Origin of the sequence: Paenarthrobacter sp. NPDC089988 (assembly GCF_044748465.1) — a bacterium.
Classification (GTDB): Bacteria; Actinomycetota; Actinomycetes; order Actinomycetales; family Micrococcaceae; genus Arthrobacter.
In genome coordinates this window covers 1-18,319 of record NZ_JBIVGD010000006.1, presented here as the reverse complement: position 1 = coordinate 18,319, position 18,319 = coordinate 1, and the positions used below count along the sequence as shown (strand labels likewise).

Annotated in this window: 16 protein-coding genes and 1 pseudogene; 11 read left to right on the top strand and 6 right to left on the bottom strand. The window is 65.2% G+C overall.

Going from position 1 to position 18,319, the window contains the following annotated elements; genetic code table 11:
• The first annotated feature begins 31 nt into the window (after window positions 1–31).
• Window positions 32–1,225 carry a glycoside hydrolase family 76 protein gene (locus ACIPV6_RS09270; protein WP_400270590.1) on the top strand — a complete coding sequence of 398 codons (1,194 nt, stop codon included), beginning with the start codon at window positions 32–34 and terminating at the stop codon, window positions 1,223–1,225.
• A gap of 44 nt (window positions 1,226–1,269) precedes the next feature.
• Here ACIPV6_RS09270 and ACIPV6_RS09265 read toward each other — a convergent pair whose 3' ends face one another.
• Entirely contained in the window at window positions 1,270–1,875 is a 606-nt protein-coding gene (locus ACIPV6_RS09265) for a YdeI family protein (RefSeq protein ID WP_400270589.1), read from the bottom strand.
• A gap of 86 nt (window positions 1,876–1,961) precedes the next feature.
• On the opposite strand from ACIPV6_RS09265, the gene ACIPV6_RS09260 reads away from it, so the two are divergent.
• The gene (locus ACIPV6_RS09260) at window positions 1,962–2,666 is read left to right on the top strand and encodes a hypothetical protein (protein WP_400270588.1); all 705 of its coding nucleotides are present in this window, start codon (window positions 1,962–1,964) and stop codon (window positions 2,664–2,666) included.
• On the opposite strand, the gene ACIPV6_RS09255 is transcribed toward ACIPV6_RS09260, so the two are convergent.
• The 5 genes from ACIPV6_RS09255 to ACIPV6_RS09235 are packed head-to-tail and all read right to left on the bottom strand — an operon-like array spanning window position 2,663 to window position 10,013.
• Entirely contained in the window at window positions 2,663–3,919 is a 1,257-nt protein-coding gene (locus ACIPV6_RS09255) for a M20 family metallo-hydrolase (RefSeq protein WP_400270587.1), read from the bottom strand. The two genes, ACIPV6_RS09260 and ACIPV6_RS09255, sit on opposite strands and share 4 nt — an antisense overlap.
• Window positions 3,920–3,927: 8 nt before the next feature.
• Window positions 3,928–5,643, bottom strand: a complete 1,716-nt coding sequence (locus ACIPV6_RS09250; protein WP_400270586.1) for an amidohydrolase — start codon at window positions 5,641–5,643, stop codon at window positions 3,928–3,930.
• Window positions 5,644–5,651: 8 nt separating this feature from the next.
• Window positions 5,652–7,049 (bottom strand): gamma-aminobutyraldehyde dehydrogenase, encoded by a 1,398-nt coding sequence (locus ACIPV6_RS09245; RefSeq protein ID WP_400270585.1) that lies wholly within the window; start codon window positions 7,047–7,049, stop codon window positions 5,652–5,654.
• A gap of 16 nt (window positions 7,050–7,065) precedes the next feature.
• Window positions 7,066–8,685 carry a thiamine pyrophosphate-dependent enzyme gene (locus ACIPV6_RS09240; RefSeq protein WP_400270584.1) on the bottom strand — a complete coding sequence of 540 codons (1,620 nt, stop codon included), beginning with the start codon at window positions 8,683–8,685 and terminating at the stop codon, window positions 7,066–7,068.
• Complete coding sequence (locus ACIPV6_RS09235) at window positions 8,682–10,013, bottom strand: MFS transporter (protein WP_397323755.1); 1,332 nt, start codon at window positions 10,011–10,013, stop codon at window positions 8,682–8,684. Before ACIPV6_RS09235 ends, ACIPV6_RS09240 begins: the two co-directional genes overlap by 4 nt.
• Window positions 10,014–10,177: 164 nt before the next feature.
• Here ACIPV6_RS09235 and ACIPV6_RS09230 point away from each other — a divergent pair, with 164 nt between their 5' ends.
• From ACIPV6_RS09230 to ACIPV6_RS09190, 9 genes and pseudogenes are all read left to right on the top strand, one after another.
• A complete protein-coding gene (locus ACIPV6_RS09230; RefSeq protein WP_400270583.1) occupies window positions 10,178–11,389 on the top strand; it encodes a PucR family transcriptional regulator in 1,212 nt (403 codons plus the stop codon).
• A 157-nt stretch (window positions 11,390–11,546) separates the two neighbouring features.
• A complete protein-coding gene (locus ACIPV6_RS09225; RefSeq protein ID WP_400270582.1) occupies window positions 11,547–12,926 on the top strand; it encodes an MFS transporter in 1,380 nt (459 codons plus the stop codon).
• Complete coding sequence (locus ACIPV6_RS09220) at window positions 12,923–13,330, top strand: RidA family protein (RefSeq protein ID WP_400270581.1); 408 nt, start codon at window positions 12,923–12,925, stop codon at window positions 13,328–13,330. Before ACIPV6_RS09225 ends, ACIPV6_RS09220 begins: the two co-directional genes overlap by 4 nt.
• Window positions 13,327–13,935: an RraA family protein gene (locus tag ACIPV6_RS09215; RefSeq protein WP_400270580.1), complete on the top strand. Its 609-nt coding sequence runs from the start codon at window positions 13,327–13,329 to the stop codon at window positions 13,933–13,935. Before ACIPV6_RS09220 ends, ACIPV6_RS09215 begins: the two co-directional genes overlap by 4 nt.
• 78 nt (window positions 13,936–14,013) lie before the next feature.
• Window positions 14,014–14,553, top strand: coding sequence for an NUDIX hydrolase family protein (locus tag ACIPV6_RS09210; RefSeq protein WP_400270579.1), 540 nt, complete (start codon window positions 14,014–14,016; stop codon window positions 14,551–14,553).
• A gap of 73 nt (window positions 14,554–14,626) precedes the next feature.
• Window positions 14,627–15,616, top strand: coding sequence for a DUF6707 family protein (locus ACIPV6_RS09205; RefSeq protein ID WP_400270578.1), 990 nt, complete (start codon window positions 14,627–14,629; stop codon window positions 15,614–15,616).
• A gap of 62 nt (window positions 15,617–15,678) precedes the next feature.
• Window positions 15,679–16,386 carry an SRPBCC domain-containing protein gene (locus tag ACIPV6_RS09200; protein WP_400270577.1) on the top strand — a complete coding sequence of 236 codons (708 nt, stop codon included), beginning with the start codon at window positions 15,679–15,681 and terminating at the stop codon, window positions 16,384–16,386.
• A gap of 69 nt (window positions 16,387–16,455) precedes the next feature.
• Entirely contained in the window at window positions 16,456–17,760 is a 1,305-nt protein-coding gene (gene tgt / locus ACIPV6_RS09195; RefSeq protein WP_400270576.1) for a tRNA guanosine(34) transglycosylase Tgt, read from the top strand.
• A 351-nt stretch (window positions 17,761–18,111) separates the two neighbouring features.
• Window positions 18,112–18,319: pseudogene (locus ACIPV6_RS09190) on the top strand (hypothetical protein); the annotation flags it as partial.

Below are 18,319 nucleotides of genomic sequence, written 5' to 3'. Positions count from 1 at the left end.
CAGGCCGGGGCTCCGCCGATAGGCTGGGACCATGCCAAGCAACGCCGAACCAACAGCCCACCCAAGCCACTGGGCAAATCGCGCCGACCACGCTGCCCGCTCGGTAACCCGCACTTTTGGCAGGCGCCTGTTCTTCCTCCCGGGCACGCACATCGGCGCCATCAAGGTTCCGTGGCGGGCCCGCAGCCTCTTCGGCCCGTGGCACTACTGGTGGCAAGCGCACTACGTGGACTGCCTGGTGGATACCGGCCGCCGGGAACTCGCCGCCGGAGTAAAGTTCGACGGCGCCTCCCGCCCCAGCGCCGGACGGCTTGCGTCCCGGCTGGTCACCTCCGTCCGGATCAGGAACCGCTTCAGGTTCGTGAACCACTTCTACGACGACATGGCATGGCTGGCACTTTCGACGCTCAGGCTGGACCAGTTGGCGGAGGAAACCCGCAAGCCCGGACGCCGCCGCAACGCCTACGTGCGCAGCTCCCTCACCCTGCAATTCGACTCCGCCGCCACGGAAGACCTTGGCGGGGGCACCTTCTGGAGCACGGCGAGGGACTTCAAGAACACCCCTGCCACGTCGCCCATCGCCTTGTATTTCGCACGGACCGGGCATCGGGAAAAGGCCCAGGCCCTGGTGGATTGGCTCAACGCCAAGCTACTCAACCCGGTCAGCGGTCTCTACATGGATGGGCTGCGGATCCGGGATGGCAGAACCGTGTTGGAAAACGCCATCTACACCTACAACCAGGGTCCCGTCCTGGGCGCGTTGCTGGAACTCGGCGGCGACTCGAACATCAGCAGGGCAGCCGAACTCATCGAGGCAACGGCGCGTGGGCTGACTGTGGACGGCACCTCCATCATCCGCGGCCAAGGGACCGGCGATGGCGGCCTGTTCACCGGCATCCTTGTCCGATACCTGGCTGCGGCTGCCCGCGACAACCAACTCCCGGAAAGTGCCCGCGCAACGGCAAGGGAGATGGTGTTGGCCACCGCTGAGGCTTTGTGGGCCGGCCGCAATGAACCCAGTGCCCACGGGCCCAGCGCCCACGGGTCAGGGGCCGCAGCCACCGCCGGGGATGACGACGCAGCCCCAACTCAAGCAGTGTTCTCCCCCGACCCCCTGCGCCCGGCGAGCGAGACGTATCCGCCGGGTACCGCCGTCGAACTTTCCACCCAACTGCAGGCGTGGATGACGTTCGAAGCGGCAGCCACCCTGGACCCAACTGTGTAGCAGTTCACGTCGTTCCCAGCGCTGAGAACGACGCGAAGTGCGACTCAGTTGGGTGCGGAGGCGGGTTTTTTGCGCTGCGGGTACGGCGCCTCATGCCGGGCCAGCATCTCCACGAAGCCCGCGATCTTCCTGGCCCGCGTTTCGGCACGCTTCACGGAGTTGGTCCGGTGGATCAGGGCGAAGCGGTTCTGGGAGGTCAGGACCTCGAACATCGCTTGAGCCTCGGGAACGGCGGCGATGGCAGCGGCCAGGTCCTCCGGAACTTCAATGGTGGCGGGCCCGGCGTACGCGGCTTCCCAGCGCCCATCCGCTTTGGCGGCGTCGACGGCCGCCCACCCGGAGGCGGTCATCCTCCCGGCCTCGTCCAAACGGGCTATGTGCCCTACGTTCCGGGCGGACCAGATGCTCTTGGCGCCGCGCGGGGTCATGCGCTGGAAGTAGCTCTCGGCGTCGCGCTTCTTCACCTGCCCGTCAATCCACCCGAAGCAGAGCGCTTCGTCCAGGGCGGCGTCGTAATCGAGCTCGGTGACGTTGCCGCCCTTCTTGTGGAGGACCAGCCACACGCCACGGCTCTCTGCCGCGTGATCGGACAACCATTCGCGCCATTGGTCAGCGTCTTTGACGATCAGTTCTGCAAGTTCGATGGGCATGGCCCCATTCTGCTGTGAATCCGTGCTTTCGGCATAGGCTTGGAAGCGGAAGCCGCGAATTGCCGGGAACCAGCCCAGGAGGATCCATGCTGCGAGCACGCCCCATCCACTTCACCTCCCGGCCGGAACCGTGGGCCGAACTGCTTGAGGCTCTTGGCCTGGTGGTCACCAAGGCGGACAAGGACTGGTGGGAGTTCGACGCCGGATCGGGCCGCCTCGCGTTGCACAGGGTGGCGCACGAATCCACCCAGCCGGAGGATGGCACCACCATGTTCGGCGTTGAGGTGGGTGTCCTGGACGAGTTCGCCCGGCGGACCAGGGACGACGGAACCATTGCGGACGTCACCGAGGCAGCCCATGGGGAAACCGTACAAGTAACGGCACGTGATGGTTTCACCTTCCTGGCCGACCCCGCCCAACGCGCCGCTGACGGAACCTGGGCAACGTCGGACGAAGCCGACCCGGCACTCGCCGTGGTGGCCACGTGGGTGAGTCCCGACATCGTGGGTTCCGCCCAGGAGCTCCGCAACATTGGCGCGCGGCCCCGCACCGCTACCGACGAATCGGCCAGCTTCACCACCAAGAACGGCGGCGTCCTGCGTGTGGTGCACGGTGCGGAACCGGATTCCGGCGACCTCGCCTTCGAGTACGACGGCGGCTTGGAACCGCTGCTGGACAGGCTCCACGGGGCGGGCATCGACTCAAGGATTGAGGACGATGTGCTGTACGTTGCCAACCCGGACGCGGCTGCCGGCTCCGCGCCGGCGTCGATCGTGGTGACGGGTACTTAGTCCTCCAACGCCCCGTTGCAGAGCCGGCGGACCACCTCGGTGAGCATGGTCAGCCCCGCAACGATGTCCTCGTCCGTGGTGTACTCGTGCTCGTTGTGCGAGATGCCGTCCACGCTCGGCACAAACAGCATCACGGTGGGGACCAGGTCCTTCATGTTGGTGGAGTCGTGGCCTGCCAGGGTCATGACTTCCTTGTTGCTCAGGCCCAGGTCCGCGGCCACCTTCGCGGCGAGTTCCACGCCTTCGGGCTGGTACGGCGTTATGGCCCAGGAGTGCGAGTGGTGCTGTTCCACGGAGACGTTGGCCAGGCGCTCGATCTCGGCAATCCGGGTGTGCAGCAGCGCATCGGCCTCAGCGAGCACGGCTTCGTCGGCACTGCGCAGGTCCAACAGCAGGTTCACGCGGGACGGCACCACGACGGGCGAGTTTGGGTAGACGTTGAGCTGCCCGACGGAGGTGTGCAGGACTCCCGGGAAACGGTCAGCGAGTTCACGGGCAGCGACCACCAGCATCGAAGCCCCAAGCAGTGCGTCCTTGCGGTCGGCGATCACCGTGGAACCGGTGTGGGCCTGCTCGCCATGGACCACGAATTCGTACTTGTTGGCCGCCCAGTTGGAGCTCACCAAGCCGATGGTGATGCCCTCGCGTTCCATGCTGCGGCCCTGCTCGATGTGGATCTCGGCGCAGTAGGCGGCCTCCGGCCCTTCATACGAACCGCGGCAGCCGATCGCGTCCAGGGCGTCCCGGACAGTGACCCCTCCGGCATCCTTGGTGCTAAGGGCGTCCTCAAGTTCCAGTTTGCCGGTGTACACGGAGGAGCCCATCATGGACGGCTTGAAGCGGCTGCCTTCCTCGTTGAACCAATTGACGACGGCGACGTTGAACGTGGGTGCCTCGGCACCGGATTCCCAGCGGCTCACCAGGCGAAATGCTGCGTGCGCGGCAGCCAGGACGCCGTACGCGCCGTCGTAACGTCCCGCCGTTGGCTGTGAATCCATGTGCGAGCCGACCACGACGAACGGCGCTCCGGGCACTGCCTCGTAGAGGCCCCACTGGTTGCCAACACGATCGAACTTCACCGTGAAACCGTGGTCTTCGAGGAGGCCCGTGAGCCAGCGGCGCTGCTCGCCGTCCGGAATGGTGGCGGCCTGGCGGTCCACGCCGCCGTTCTCGGTGGCTCCGAACGCGCTCATGGTCCGGAAGTCCTGGACGAAGGCGGTGTCCTGTGCGGTGAAACTTGTGGTGGTTGTCATGGTCTCCCCTAAGTGCTTTGGTGGGATTGCCCGGCTGGAACCAGCGATGCCGGTGCAGCGTGGAAGTCGGTTGATTGGTAGGTGAAACGGCCTCCGACGGCGGTAGCCAGGACGGTGAGTCCGCTGATGTCCGGAGCGTCCAAAGGAGAGGCCGAGAGGACTGTGAAGTCCGCGAGCTTTCCGGCGGTCAACGTCCCCTTCTCATCCAGGGTTCCTGTGGCTTCAGCCGCACCACTCGTGTAGGCGGAAAGTGCCTGGAAGGGAGTGAGCCGCTCGGCCGGGTTGCCGAAGACCGCGCCGGATGCCGTGCGGCGGTCCACGAACGCCTGCATCCCGCGGAGCACGTTCCCATCGGCAACAGGCCGATCGGAACTGCCGGCGAGCGTGACTCCGGCTTCGAGGAAGCTGGCCGCGCGGTAGGCCCAGGAGAGCCGGTCCGGACCGAGGGAGTCCGTCATGCCGTCTCCGCCGTCGCGGAAGAAGCTGGCCTGCGGGGTGACCGCGATCCCGGCTTCGGCCAGTCGGGTCAATTGCTCCGGCCGGGTCATGGACGCATGTTCGATCCTGTTGGGCACACGCCGTGGGCCGCACATTGCCTGGCATTCGGTGATGATGTCCAAGGCCAGGTCAATGGCGCGGTCCCCGATGGCGTGGGCAGCGATGGACCACCCGGCTGCGTAGGCGGCTTCGATGCGTTCCCTGAGCTGGGCCGGGTCGGCTTGGAAGTACCCCACGTTGCCGCGGTTGTCCTTGTGCCCGTGGCTGCAGAACTCGTGGCTCACGGCAGCCGTTTCGCCCAGGAGCGAGCCGTCCAGGAAGACCTTGGCCGGGCCGAGAGACAGGAACTCATTCCCGAACCCGCTGGAAATCCCCAAGTCCAGTCCGGCCGGAGCCGCACCGGGGCTGTCCGAGGAATGTCCATCAAGGGGGTGCAGCACATCCAGCACCGGCATCACCTGTGCCCGGGCGTACAGGCGGCCATTCCCGGCAGCCCGTTGGTAGGCGGCGAGCTCGGCCGGGCTGTGGCCGATCCAGCCACCGCCCACCCCGGCCTCGGTGAAACTCGTGATTCCCTCCGAGGCGTAGTACGCCGTGGCCCGTTCCAGCGCCGCCTCGATGTCCTCCAGCGCGTAGGGCAGGATCAGTTGCTGGATGAGTTCCTGCGCCGTCTCCTGGACGAGTCCCGTGGGACGTCCCGCTGCGTCGCGGACAATCGCGCCGCCGTCGGGATCGGGGAACGACGGCGACTGGGCACCTGCCAGCCGCAGCGCGGCCGTGTTGACCACCGCCATATGCCCGGAGTTGTGGCGCATGAACAGCGGCCGCGCCCCCGTGATGCGGTCAAGCTCAGCGATGTCCGGGAAGAGCCCGCCGTGCTGGGTCTGGCTGAACCCGGTGGCGAAGAGCCAGCCCTCGCCTTCGGTTCCATCGGCGCCCGAGGCCGCATCACGCAGCAGCGAATACAGCTCCTCCAGCCCGCGTGCACCGGACACGTCCAGTTCCGCGAGCCCCAGCCCGAACCACGTGGTGTGGCAGTGGGCGTCGATGAAGCCCGGCGTTACCGTGGCGCCGCCGAGGTCCAGGACCTCGAGGGCGTCCAAGCCGTCCAGGTCCTGGTCGAGGCCCACGATGCGGCCCTGCCAGATGCCCAGCGAACTGGCCGACGGACGGTCCGGGTCCATGGTGATGATGTCTGCGTTGCGCAGGAGGAGATCGAGTTTCATGGCTGTTTCTAGCGGTGGGACGTGGTGACGGACTTGATGCGCGTGTAGTCCTCAAGCCCGAACACGGACAGGTCCTTGCCGGTGCCGGAGTGCTTGAAGCCACCGTGGGGCGCTTCGGCCGGGATGACCTGGTGGCAGTTGATCCAAACCGCGCCGAAGTCGAGCTCATTGGAAACGCGCGTCACCACGCCGTGGTTCTCGGACCACACACTGGAAGCCAGCGCGTACTTGGTGCCATTGGCGAGCTCCAGCGCTTCCTCTTCCGTCGCGAACGGCTGGACGGTCAGGACGGGTCCGAAAATCTCGTCGCACACCACCTCGTCGGTCTGGAACACACCGTCGATCACCGTGGGTTCAAAGAAGTACCCGGTGCCGGTGCGCTTGCCACCGGCCAGGACCCGCGCGTTGGCGGGCAGGCGGGACAGGAAGCCCTCAACGCGCTCCAGCTGTGCGGCGCTGTTGAGCGGCCCAAGGTCCTCTCCTACGCGCAGAGCCGAGGCAGCGTCAGCGAGGGCCGCGGCAAACTCCGTGTGGATGTCCTCATGGACCAGAACGCGGGTCACGGCGGTGCAGTCCTGGCCCGCGTTGAAGAACGCGGCCAGGGCGATCTCACGTGCGGTCCGCTGGATATCGACGTCGGCAAACACCACCGCGGGCGCCTTGCCGCCAAGCTCCAAGTGGACATCCTTGAGGGTCTTCGATGCCGCGGACATGACCTGGGCACCCGCCCGGGTGGAGCCGGTGATGGACACCATCTCCGGAATCTCATGATCCACCATGGCAGCACCGGCTTCGCGACCGCCGCATACCACGTTCACCACACCGGCCGGGTAAACCTGCTGCGCCAATTCGGCCAGCAGCACCGTGGACCACGGCGTGGTGTCGGCAGGCTTGAGGACCAGCGTGTTGCCCGCAGCCAAGGCCGGGCCGATCTTCCAGACGGCCATCATGAACGGGTAGTTCCACGGAGTAATCTGGGCGACCACGCCGATCGGCTCCCGCCGGATGGTGGACGAGAATCCTTCGACATACTCCGTCTGTGCCGTGCCCGAAACCACCCGGCACGCTCCTGCGAAGAAACGAAGCTGGTCGGCGCCCCGCAGGATTTCGAGCTCCTTGGTGAGGACCGCAGGCTTGCCTGTGCAGGCAACCTCGGCCTCCAGCAGGCGGTCTACGTTGGCCTCGATGAGGTCCGCCAGCTGCAACAGCAGCGACTGGCGCGTGCCCGGCGTCGTGCGCTTGTAGCTCTTGAAGGCCGCGGCAGCGGCTTGGAACGCGGCGTCGACCGTGGCCGCGTCGCTGTCCGGCGCGGTGCCGATCTGCGCACCCGTGGCGGGGTCGAAGAACGGGAGCGTTTCCGGCACGGAGACGGACTCGCCGTTGATGATGTTCTGAAGCTGAATCACGAAAAGGTCCTGACTCTTAGTTGGACGTCTTGGGCGAACGCGTCGTGGGGTCCTGCGGCAGGTGCAGCAACGCAGGAAGGCCGGAGTCGACGGCGCGGCGGAACGCGGCTGCGAAGTCCTCGGTCCGCTCTACGCGTTCCCCGTAGCCCCCATAGGAACGGGCCAGTGCGGCGAAGTCCGGGTTGGTCATGTGCGTGCCGGACGGACGGTCCGGGTAGTGCGCCTCCTGGTGCTCACGGATGGTGGCGAAGATGCCGTTGTCCACCACCAGCACAATGAACTGCGCGCCGTAGCCCATGGCCGTGGCGATTTCCTGCCCATTCATCATGAAGCAGCCATCACCTGCCACGGAGATGACCTGACGTCCCGGGTACGCGAGCGACGCTGCCACTGCGGCCGGGATGCCCATGCCCATGGCGCCGTTGCGGGGAGCGGCCAGGGAGTTGGCGGTGTTGTGCTCAAGGTAGCGCGCGGGCCACAGGGCGTGGTTCCCGGCACCGAAGGTGAGGACGGCGTCGTCGTCCATCTCTTTCTTGAGGACCTCCATGGCGACGCCGAGGTCGACGCCGATGCCGCCGTCGGGAGCTGGCGTGGAGAACTTCAGTTGCTCCGCGCGGGCGCTGGCGAACCAGCCAGCTTCGGTGGTGACATCGGCCTCCAGTGCCCCGAGAACGGAAGCGAAAGCCGAAACGTCCGCAATCATGTGCTGATCTACCCGGCCGAAGTGACCCAAGAGGTTGGCGTCTGCGTTGACCACTATGGTCTCGGCGCCGAGCCCGCGCTGGTAGCCGTCGGAGAGCACGTCGCCGCGGACGCAGCCCACGAAGACCAGCAGATCGGCGTCGTCCAGGCGCTGGGCGTTTGCGTCGCTGCGGCCGTAACCGAGGAAGCCGGCGTAGGCGTCGCTGCGGTGGGGAACGGCGTCGTAAGCGCGGAAGTCCGACACCACCGGGATGCTGTGGCGGCTCGCCCAGCCGGCGAGCTGCTCGCCGGATTCCTGCGTCCAGCCTTCGCCGCCGACGACGATGAGCGGCTTGCGGGCCTTCTGCAGCTTCTGCTTCAGCACGGCAAGGTCCGCGACGGCAGGCTCCGGGCGGGCGACCGCGCGGGGTTCCACCGTGGCGTCCTCGACGACGTGGACCAGGACGTCCTCCGGAAGGCCGATGACCACGGGTCCGGGACGCCCGCTGAGCGCGGTGAAGATGGCATCGTCCACCACGCGGGCGGCGGAGGCGGCGTCGTCGAGAGTGACCACCTTCTTGGCTGTGCTGCCAAACCAGGCGTTGATGTCGAACTCCTGGAAGGACTCGCGCCCACGGTCCGCGACGGGGATCAGGCCGACGAACAGGATCAGGGGCGTGGCGTCCTGGTGGGCCGTATGGATCGCGATGAACGCGTTTGCTGCGCCAGGACCACGGGTCACCATGGCCACTCCGGGGAGTTCGGTCAGGCGGCCTTCGGCGAGGGCCATGAACCCGGCGCCGCCTTCCTGGCGGGCCACGACGTTCTGGATGGGTGAGCCATGCAGTCCGTCCAACACATCGAGGAAGCTCTCACCGGGAACGGTGTATACCCGCTTGATGCCTGCCCGTTCGAGTTGGCCAACAATCAGGTGGCCTGCAGTGGTGGTGCTCAATGCTTCATTCCTTCTTCTTCGATGGAAAGGCGTGGGAGGAACAATCCGGAGAGGGCGGTCAGTGCGGAAACGACCAGCAGGATGATGGCGCCCGGCCAGAAGGAGTTGTTGGTGGCCACCAGGGCCGTGGCGATCAGCGGCACGAAGCCGGAGATGACACCTGCCGTGTTGGAGGTAATGGCGACGCCGGTGTACCGGACCTTCGTGGCGAAGAGGGCGGTCAGTGCGGTGCCGGAAACAGCGTAGGGAATGGAAAGAACGGCGACGCCGATCATCATGCCCAGGACAACCAGGACCGGGTTGCGGCTGTCGATGGCCAGGAACACCGGGACCGCGATAAGGGCCGAGGCAACGCCACCCCAGAGGATGACCTTGCTGGCACCGAACTTCTCGCCCAGCCGGCCGGCCCAGATCAAGGCGCCGATTTCGAGGGCAGCGGCAAGGAGGGTGCCGAGGAGCAACAACTCGGAGGGCAGCTTGAGAACCTTGGTGCCGTAGAAGACCACAAAGCTGGTGATGAGGTAGAAGCCGCCGATGCCCAGGAGCGCCGAGCACATGCCCACCAGGATTTGCCGCCAGCTGTTCTTCAGGACACCGCGGATGGGCGCGTGCTCCGTTTCACCGGACTCCATGAGGGCTTCGAATTCGGGCGATTCGCTGAGCTTGCTGCGGATCCACAGGGATACGGCCAGCAGCGGGATGGCGGCGATGAACGGGATGCGCCAGCCCCAGGCATCGAAGTTGGTCTGGCCTACCAGGAAGAGCATGCCGAAGAAACCGCCCGAAGACAGGATGGTGCCGATGGGCGAACCGACCTGCGGAAGCGCCGCATAGCGGGCACGCTTCTCCACTGGAGCGTTCTCGACGGCGATGATCACCGCGCCGCTCCACTCACCGCCGACGGCGAGGCCCTGGACGATGCGCAGCGCCACCAGGAGGATGGGTGCGGCCAGGCCGATGGTCATGTAGTTCGGAAGCAAGCCGATGAGGCCGGTGACAATGCCGATCCCGACGATGGTGACCATGAGGATCTTCTTGCGGCCAACCTTGTCGCCCAGGGCGCCGAAGATGAAGCCACCGATCGGGCGGGCCACGAAGCCCACAGCGAGTGTGGCGAACGAGCCCATTGCCGCGACAAACGGGTCCTGCGAGACGAAGAACTGGGCGTTGAACACCAAGGCGGCAGCCGTGGTGAACAGGAAGAAGTCGTACCATTCCAACGCCGTGCCCACCAGGGCAGCGAGGGCCACCTTCTTGGTGACGCTTTCATCGACGACGCGTGTTGCCGTTGGGCTGACGCCCGTGGCTCCGCTGACGGTGCTTGCCATTGTTGCTCCAAAAGTGCGAAAACGGGACCGGGCGTTGGGGGCCCGGAGGGTGGTGTGGATGCTTGTGAGGGGATTCACTCCACAGTGACTCATTCCATAGTGCCAGTAGTTTTTCCCAAAATAACTAGCGATACATCACGCAAAAGGACCGCTAGGATGTGTGAATGCACAATGTTGAAGCGTCCGGGCACAGCCAGCGCTGGACCGAACTGGTGGATCAGCTGGACGGACGGCTGGATGAACTGGCCCGCGCGTTTACCGCCAGGGTCCGCGAGATCCCCGAATACGGCGAAAGCCAGGTGACCATCCAGGAGATCACCGAGACTGCCCGCGGAACGTTCCGGCGCCTCATCCGCGGGCTCAAGAACGGCACGACGGACAGCAGCGACGGACTGCTGGACTTCGCCTCCGACCTCGGTTCCAAGCGCGCGCGGGCAGGAATCCCGCCCGAATCACTGACATCCGCTGTGCGACTGGACTTCAGCATCCTCTGGGCGGAACTCTTGGAAATCGCCAAGCCTGAAGACGCCATCCTCCTGGCTTCCCGGGTGGACCAGGTGTGGCGGGTGGTGGATGAGTTCGCCACCCGGACCCACACGAGCTACCTCACCGAACGCGTGCGCATGGCGCAGGAAGAATCGAGCATCCAGCGCGAATTCATTGCACGACTTTTCAACCAGAGCACGCCGTCGTTGGAAACCTCCGCACAAGTTGCCTCGGCTTTAGGGATCAACCCGGAATCCCGGTTTGCGCTGGTGGCCGCGAGCGGCGATCCCGGGGCACGGCTACGGGCTGCAGCGTCGCAGTTCGGTTCGAACCAGCACTCCCGGCAGCGATTGTTCCTGCACGAGTCGGGCGGAAATACCTACGTGTTCTGGACCCTGCCGCCGCTCCGGTCAAGGGGGCCGGAAAACCGCGGCGAGCTTCACGGGCCCGACGCCGAAAGACATCAGCTGCCGCCCGGCGTCGTGGACGTCCCCTGCGGCTATGTTCCCGACGTCCTGGGGCTGCGCGCCCTACCGGCAGCGGCCCGGACGGCGGAAAGCCTGGCCGCGCTGCTCCGGCCACGCGATGCCGGTCCCCTGTCAGCCGGTTCGGCGTGGGCCCGCCTGGCGCAACAGAACCTGCAGGACGCCGGACTGGACCTTGCCGCCGAACTCGAGGAAGCCTTGGGCGAGTGCAAGGGCGGCGAGCGCGAGCGCCTGTTGGAGACCGTTCGGAATTACCTGACCACGGGCAATGTCACCCAGACCTCGGAGCAGTTGTTCTGCCACCGGAACACCATCCTGAACCGGCTCAACCGCTTCCAAGAGCTCACTGGAATCGACCTCGCAGTGCCGGCGAGCGCAGCCCGGCTGGTGGTGGCCTGGGCGTAGGTGCCGTGTTTTGCTCCTCGGCAGCCCGATGTGTGTTCTCACATTCCATGCCCGTTTTTGCTGGGATTTTTGCCATTGAAGCTGTGATCCGCAACACAGAATAGTTGTAGCTACCTTGCACCGGACACTCGTCCCCGCACCCCATCCGGAGATTCTGATGGCCCAAACGGTAGATACCGAATCCGCTTCCACAGCCAGGCTGGACCTGGCGAAAATGCGCAAAATCGCTTTTGCCAGCGTCATTGGCACCACTGTTGAGTGGTACGACCTTTTCGTCTTTGGAACAGCGTCCGCGCTGGTCTTCAACAAGATCTTCTTCCCCAGCTTCGACCCCATCGTGGGCACCATGCTCGCCTTCGGCACTTTCGCTTCGGCGTACATTGCCCGCATGGTGGGTGCCATCATCTTTGGCCACTTCGGCGACCGGCTGGGCCGCAAGTCGATGCTGCTTGTTTCGCTCCTGACCATGGGCGCTGCGACGTTCGCCATTGGCCTGTTGCCCGACTACCAAAGCATCGGCATCATGGCTCCCCTGCTGCTCCTCCTCCTTCGCGTCATCCAGGGCCTTGCCCTCGGCGGCGAATGGGGTGGCGCGGTGCTCATGACCGTTGAGCACGCTCCCCCGGCCCGCCGTGGTTTCTACGGGTCCCTGGTCCAGGTGGGCGTTCCGGCCGGCACGTTGATCGCCAACGTTGCCTTCCTGATTGTGGCCTCAAGCATCAGCACTGACGCCCTGCACGCGTGGGGTTGGCGCATCCCGTTCCTGGCCTCCGTCCTGTTGGTGGCCGTGGGCATCTACATCCGCTTGAATATCGAAGAAACGCCGTCCTTCAAGGCCGTCAAGACCGCAGGGGCCAAGGCCAAGATGCCGTTCGCCTCGCTCATGGCCAAGTATTGGAAGCAGGTTGTGTTGGGCGGCGTTGCCACGCTGTCCACCGGCAGCACCTTCACGCTCCTCGTGGCCTCGGGCGTCTCCTACGGCAAGAAGGAACTGGGCCACTCGGAGAGCCTCATGCTCTGGGTTGTCCTGGCCGCCTGTGCCCTGTGCTTCATCCTGATTCCCTTCTTCGGCAAGCTCTCGGACAAGTACGGCCGCAAGCCCATCATCTACGCCGGCGTCGCTGCGGAGGCTGCCCTCGCGTTCCCGATGTTCTGGCTCATGGACACCAAATCGGTGGCGCTCCTGTTCGTTGCCTACCTCGCGATGATGACGGCGTTCGCAGCCAACTACGGCCCCATTGCCACCTTCCTGGCAGAGCTCTTCGGGTCCAAGGTCCGCTACTCCGGCCTGTCCGTGGCGTACATGCTCTCCGGGCTCCTGGGCAGCGCCGCCACGCCGTTCATCACCACGTGGCTCCTTGGCTTGACCGGCCAGAGCTCCTCGATCGCCTGGTACATCATGGCGGCGGCCATCCTTTCCCTGGCAGCGCTCTTCGTCCTCACCGAGACCCGGCACGGCAACATCGACTCCGTCGAGGAAGCACCGGCTGAGGCGGCAACGCCCGACGCGACCACGGAAGCTGCCGCAGCCAAATGACCGCCACCACCATCGAGCGCCTGGCCGGCATCCCCGGCCAGGCGCCCGCCGTCGGGCCTTTCTCCCCAGCGGTCATTGCCAACGGATTCGTGTTCACCTCCGGCCAGATCCCCGCGATCACGGGCCTGGACGATCAACCCGACACCTTCGAAGGGCAGGTCCGCCAGACCATCGAGAACCTCGCCGGCGTCCTGGAAGCCGCCGGCTCCAGCCTGCAACACGTGGTCAAAGTCAACACGTACCTGACCAGCGAAGAGCAGCTTCAGGAGTACAACCGCGTTTATGTGGAGTACTTTGGCGACGCCAAACCTGCACGGACTACCGTGTGCGTGAGCCTCTGGGGTGTGTCCCTCGAGATCGAATGCGTCGCTGTCCTGGCCGGATCGGAGGGCACCGCCCCATGATCACCACGCTGCTCCAGGAGCTGGAGAGAATCAGCTACCCCACCATCGGCCACTTCCTCGAGGACGGCTTCGTTGACCCTGGCATCCAGTCATTGCTGGAGAACATCAAGGTCGCCGGACCCGCCGTAACCGTCCGGATCGCGGACCACGATGCCATCGCCATGAACCGGGCGCTTCTGGCCCTGCGGCCCGGCGACGTGCTCGTGGTGGACATGCTGGGCGACCACCGCCATGCGCCCGTCGGGGCCGTGACGGCAGCCGCGGCGATCGCCCAAGGTGCTGCCGCCGTCGTGGTTGACGGCATGGCGACAGACCTGCTGGAACTCCGGCAGGCCGGGCTGCCCGTCTTCGCGCGCGGGACCACGTGCCTCACCACCAAACGGCTCCGCGGTACGGGGTCGGCAGTGAACGTCCCGGTGCGCTGCGGCGGAGTGGAGGTCAATCCCGGGGATCTGGTGCTGGGGGACGACAACGGGGTGATCGTGCTTACGCCTGAAGCGGCCCGTGGAGTCCTGGACAAAGCACTGGCATCGGACGAGGCCGAGCCGGACATCCTTGCGCGCATTGCCGCCGGCCACCCCCTCGAGTCAATCCTTGCGTTGTAATACCGCCGAGAGCGTAACGCCACAGCGCGGGGCAAGGCCTCAACGGAACTTCGGCCGGGGATGCGGTAGAACTTAACCATGAGCGTACGTACACCCGACCCGTATCCAGGCTGGCTTTCCGATGAGGACCTCTTCGAAGCCCGCGGCCGCCTCCCCATGGTCTACGTGGAGGCTGTACCGGTCAGGTTGGATCCGCTCGGGTACGTCAATGAAGTGGGCACCCTCCTGCAAGGCGATGCCGACGGCAACATGGTGCGCTACCTCGTCTCCGGCCGCGTTCTCTACCGCGAAACCATCCGGGCAGCCCTGCTCCGGCACATGGAAAAGGACCTCGGCCCCCTGGCTTTCCCGCAGCTTCCCATCAGCCCGGTGCCGTTCACGGTGGCCGAATACTTCCCGGCGCCGTCCCAGACCGGCTTCACCGACGACCGCCAGCACGCGGTTTCGCTGGTGTTCATCATCCCGGTGACCGGCGAATGCGAACCGCGGCAGGACGCGTTGGAACTCACGTGGATGACCCCGCAGGAAGTCCTCAGCGACGGTGTCCAGCAGGAATTCGAAGGCGGCCGCGGCAACCTGGTCCGCCAGGCTTTGGCGTTCTCCGGCATCGTCGCCTAGCGGGTCCCCAGGTTATTGGCGGCCCGCTTTTGTAGACTGGACGGCGGACCGCAAGAGAACCAAAGGACTTCCGATGACTCACAGCCCAGCCTCACAGCAATACCGCGAAAAGCAGGCTGGGGACCTGCAAACCGGGGATTTCGTGTACCTTCCCGGGGACGGTCCGGCCGAGGAAATCGCCTCCATTGAGGTCCAGAACGACGATTACGGCGTCGCCGCGCTGCTGCTGGTCACCACGTACGACGCCGGCACGGTACGGATCGCTGTTGGGTCCAGCGTGCCTGTGGGCGACGGTGTTCCGCGCGGCTTGGGCGGCGGCGCCAGTACAGGCAGCGAGCCCGACTCCAGCACCACCGCGGAAGGTGACGTCGAGGCTCCCACGGAACCCGCCGTCGTCGTGCCTCCCCGCCCGGCGGACCCTCCCGCCTTCACGGGTCCTACTGCCGAAGACCTGGCCCTGATTCCCGAACCGGACGGAACGCCGGAGGCCGTAGTGCGCGCCGCGGTGGCCGAACACAAAGGCAAGAACGGCGTGCAGGTGCTGGCCGAGCGGCTGGCCAAGGGCATCAACACCAAGTCCGGCAGTTGCCTGCGTGACCTCAGCGACCTCGCCTTCGATCTCTGCATCGTGCTGCGCGACCCCGACCATTCCCTGGAAGTCGCGGACCTGCTGAACGTGCTTCCGTTCGACGGGAACCTGGACCGCTGGGCATCGATCGAGCGGGCCCTCGCGTTGTCCAGCTTCATTTGCCGTGAAGCCGGCCTGTCGGAGCGGGCCGCCGTCTACGAAAAACTGCTCCGCGCTCCCGAATCCCAGGAAGAGGACCCGTTCAAGGCACTCGTCAACGCCCGGGTCCGCCAGCGTTCACTGAACGAGCCCAACCTCTACGACAAGGAAATTTTCCGCGCCATGGACAACGGGAACCGCGACGCCGAGCGTGAGTGGCGGTTCCTGCGGCTCGAAGCGCTGATGTTCCTCCGGGCACATGGCGGCTCCAAGACCATCGCCGAGGATGAACTGGGACGCCGGATCGCCAACGAGCTCGAAGCGGTCCGCGCCTAGTCCTTTGCTTCGGCAACTTCAAGGCCTGTTTTAGGCACCCAAACGGCGGTAAATTCAGGGCCATGACGAACAATCTGAGCGTTGTGATTAATGCTGACGCGCAGCAGGTTTGGACGATGCTGCGCGAACCGTCGCTGGTGGCCCAATGGCACGGCTGGGAAGCCGACGAGCTGGACGACGAAATCAAACAAATCTACTTCGATCCGAGCGTCGTGGAAGGACCGGACCACACGAGCCTGACCGTTCGCGGCGGCGATGAGTTTGAACTCCACCCGGTATCCGGCGGCACGGAAGTCAAGGTCACCCGCGCCGCACTGGACCACGACTCCGAGTGGGCGGAATGGGACGAGGACATCACCCAGGGCTGGCTCACTTTCCTGAACCAACTCCGTTTCACTCTGGAACGCCACCCGCACGGCAAGCGCCGGACGCACTTTGTCTCGGTCTCCGGTGGCGGGTCGGCCATCGAGAAACTGGGCTTGGGCGATCTTCCGCCGGTCGGGGACGAATACTCACTCACGCTGTCCACCGGCGAGTCGATTTCCGGAAAGGTCTGGTTCAAGAGCCGCCATCAGGTTGGCGTCACCGTCCACGGCTACGCCGAACACGGCGATGGGCTGCTGATCGTCGCCGAACAGCAGCCGATCCCGGAGAAAAGGCCCGACGGCGGTGCCATGGTGATTGCCTCCACCTACGATTTGGGGGCGCACACTTTGGCGGATATCCGGTCCTCGTGGGACAAGTGGAAGGACTCAGGCTCCGGGTCCTGATGGTTGCTGCCGGGCGCTCTCGGGCTTGCCGGGCAAGTTACCCGCGGTAAAGCTGGCACACTTGGTAGCGTGCCAGCTTCCGCGTCTTCGCCCTCATCCGTTCCGTCCGCCGTCTCCGATCCTGCGTCCGGGTTCTCCTTCTCGGTGGGCCGGCGACTGACTGAAACGTCGTCGCCGTCGGACGCTTTGGTGGACGCCAACGGCGGCGAGTTCCTTGGCAGGACCGGAACCATCACCACGCCGCACGGAACCATCCAGACGCCCGCGTTCATCGCCGTCGGAACCAAGGCCACCGTCAAAGCAGTGCTGCCGGAGTCCATCGCGGACCTCGGCGCGCAGGCCGTTCTGGCCAACGCCTATCACTTGTACCTGCAGCCCGGCCCCGAGATCCTCGACGCCGCGGGAGGCCTCGGCGCGTTCATGAACTGGTCCGGACCCACCTTCACCGACTCCGGTGGATTCCAGGTGATGAGCCTCGGCTCCGGGTTCAAGAAGGTCATCGACATGAAGAATGTGGATACTTCCGGCCCGGATGACGCCGTGGCACCAGGCAAGGAACGCTTGGCGCACATCGACGACGACGGTGTCTGGTTCAAGTCCCACCTCAACGGTGACAAGCACAGGTTCTCCCCCGAGATCTCCATGCGGGTGCAGCACCAGATCGGCGCGGACATCATGTTTGCCTTCGACGAGCTCACCACGCTGCAGAACTCGCGGGCGTACCAGGAAGAGTCGCTGGAGCGTACCCGGCTGTGGGCCTTGCGTTGCCTGGACGAGCACTTCTCCTTGACGGCTTCCCGTGCGGACAAGCCCTACCAGGCACTGTTCGGGGTGATCCAGGGCGCCCAGTACGAGGACCTTCGGCGCAAGGCCTGCCGCGACCTCGGTGCCATGCCTTTCGATGGCTACGGGATAGGCGGTGCCTTGGAGAAGGAGAACCTGGGGACGATCGTGCGCTGGTGCAACGAGGAACTTCCCGAGGACAAACCGCGGCACCTGCTGGGCATCTCCGAGCCGGACGACATCTTCACGGCCATCGAAAATGGCGCGGACACCTTCGACTGCGTCTCCCCCACCCGCGTTGCCCGGAACTCCGCGTTCTACACGCCGTCCGGCCGGTTCAACCTGTCCGGGGCGAAGTACAAGAAGGACTTCGGGCCGTTGCAGGAAGGCTGCGACTGTTACACGTGCTTGAACTACTCGCGCGCCTACATCCACCACCTGTTCAAGGCCAAGGAGATGCTCTCGGCCACGCTCATCTCCATCCACAATGAGCGCTTCGTGGTGAAGATGGTGGACGACGCCCGTTTGGCCATCGAGTCCGGGGACTTCTTTGAGTTCAAGGCCGAGACGTTGGGCCGGTACTACTCGTAGCCTTTGTTGGGCGTGTGTGCCGGGGTCGCCGGAAACGTGCGACGGCGCCGGGAAACCCGTGTGTGTCAGGCTGTTGTGTGACAGGTTGCTGTCGCATCAGTTTGATGCATCGGCGGGGAAAGGTCCGTCATGGATTTTGTTATCCCTGCCCGTTTTTCGAAGCGGAGCCACTTCACTCTCGCTGAGAAGCACGCGATTCTGGATGAGTACGGTAAGTGCCTTGAGCGTGGTTCCCGGACTGCGTTCTGCAGGTCTGTAGGCATCAGTGATAGCACCATTCGCCTTTGGTTCCGGCAGCGCGAGTCCGGGGAACTCAGGTCCAGGAACAGGGAAGGCCGGGAGGATCATAGGTTGCGCGAACCCGATAAGAGGCTGCTCAAGCAGGTTCTGAAAGAGAACGAAGTCCTCAAGGCCAAGTTGGCCCGATCCGAGGCCGCAGTAGACATCCTGGGAAAAGCTTCCGGGCTCTTGGACGCCATGGCCAAGAGCGCGGCGGCAACCGATCCCAAGGTGGAGGACCTGGAGCCCCGGCGCCCGGAATGGTTGACCCCAAAATCTG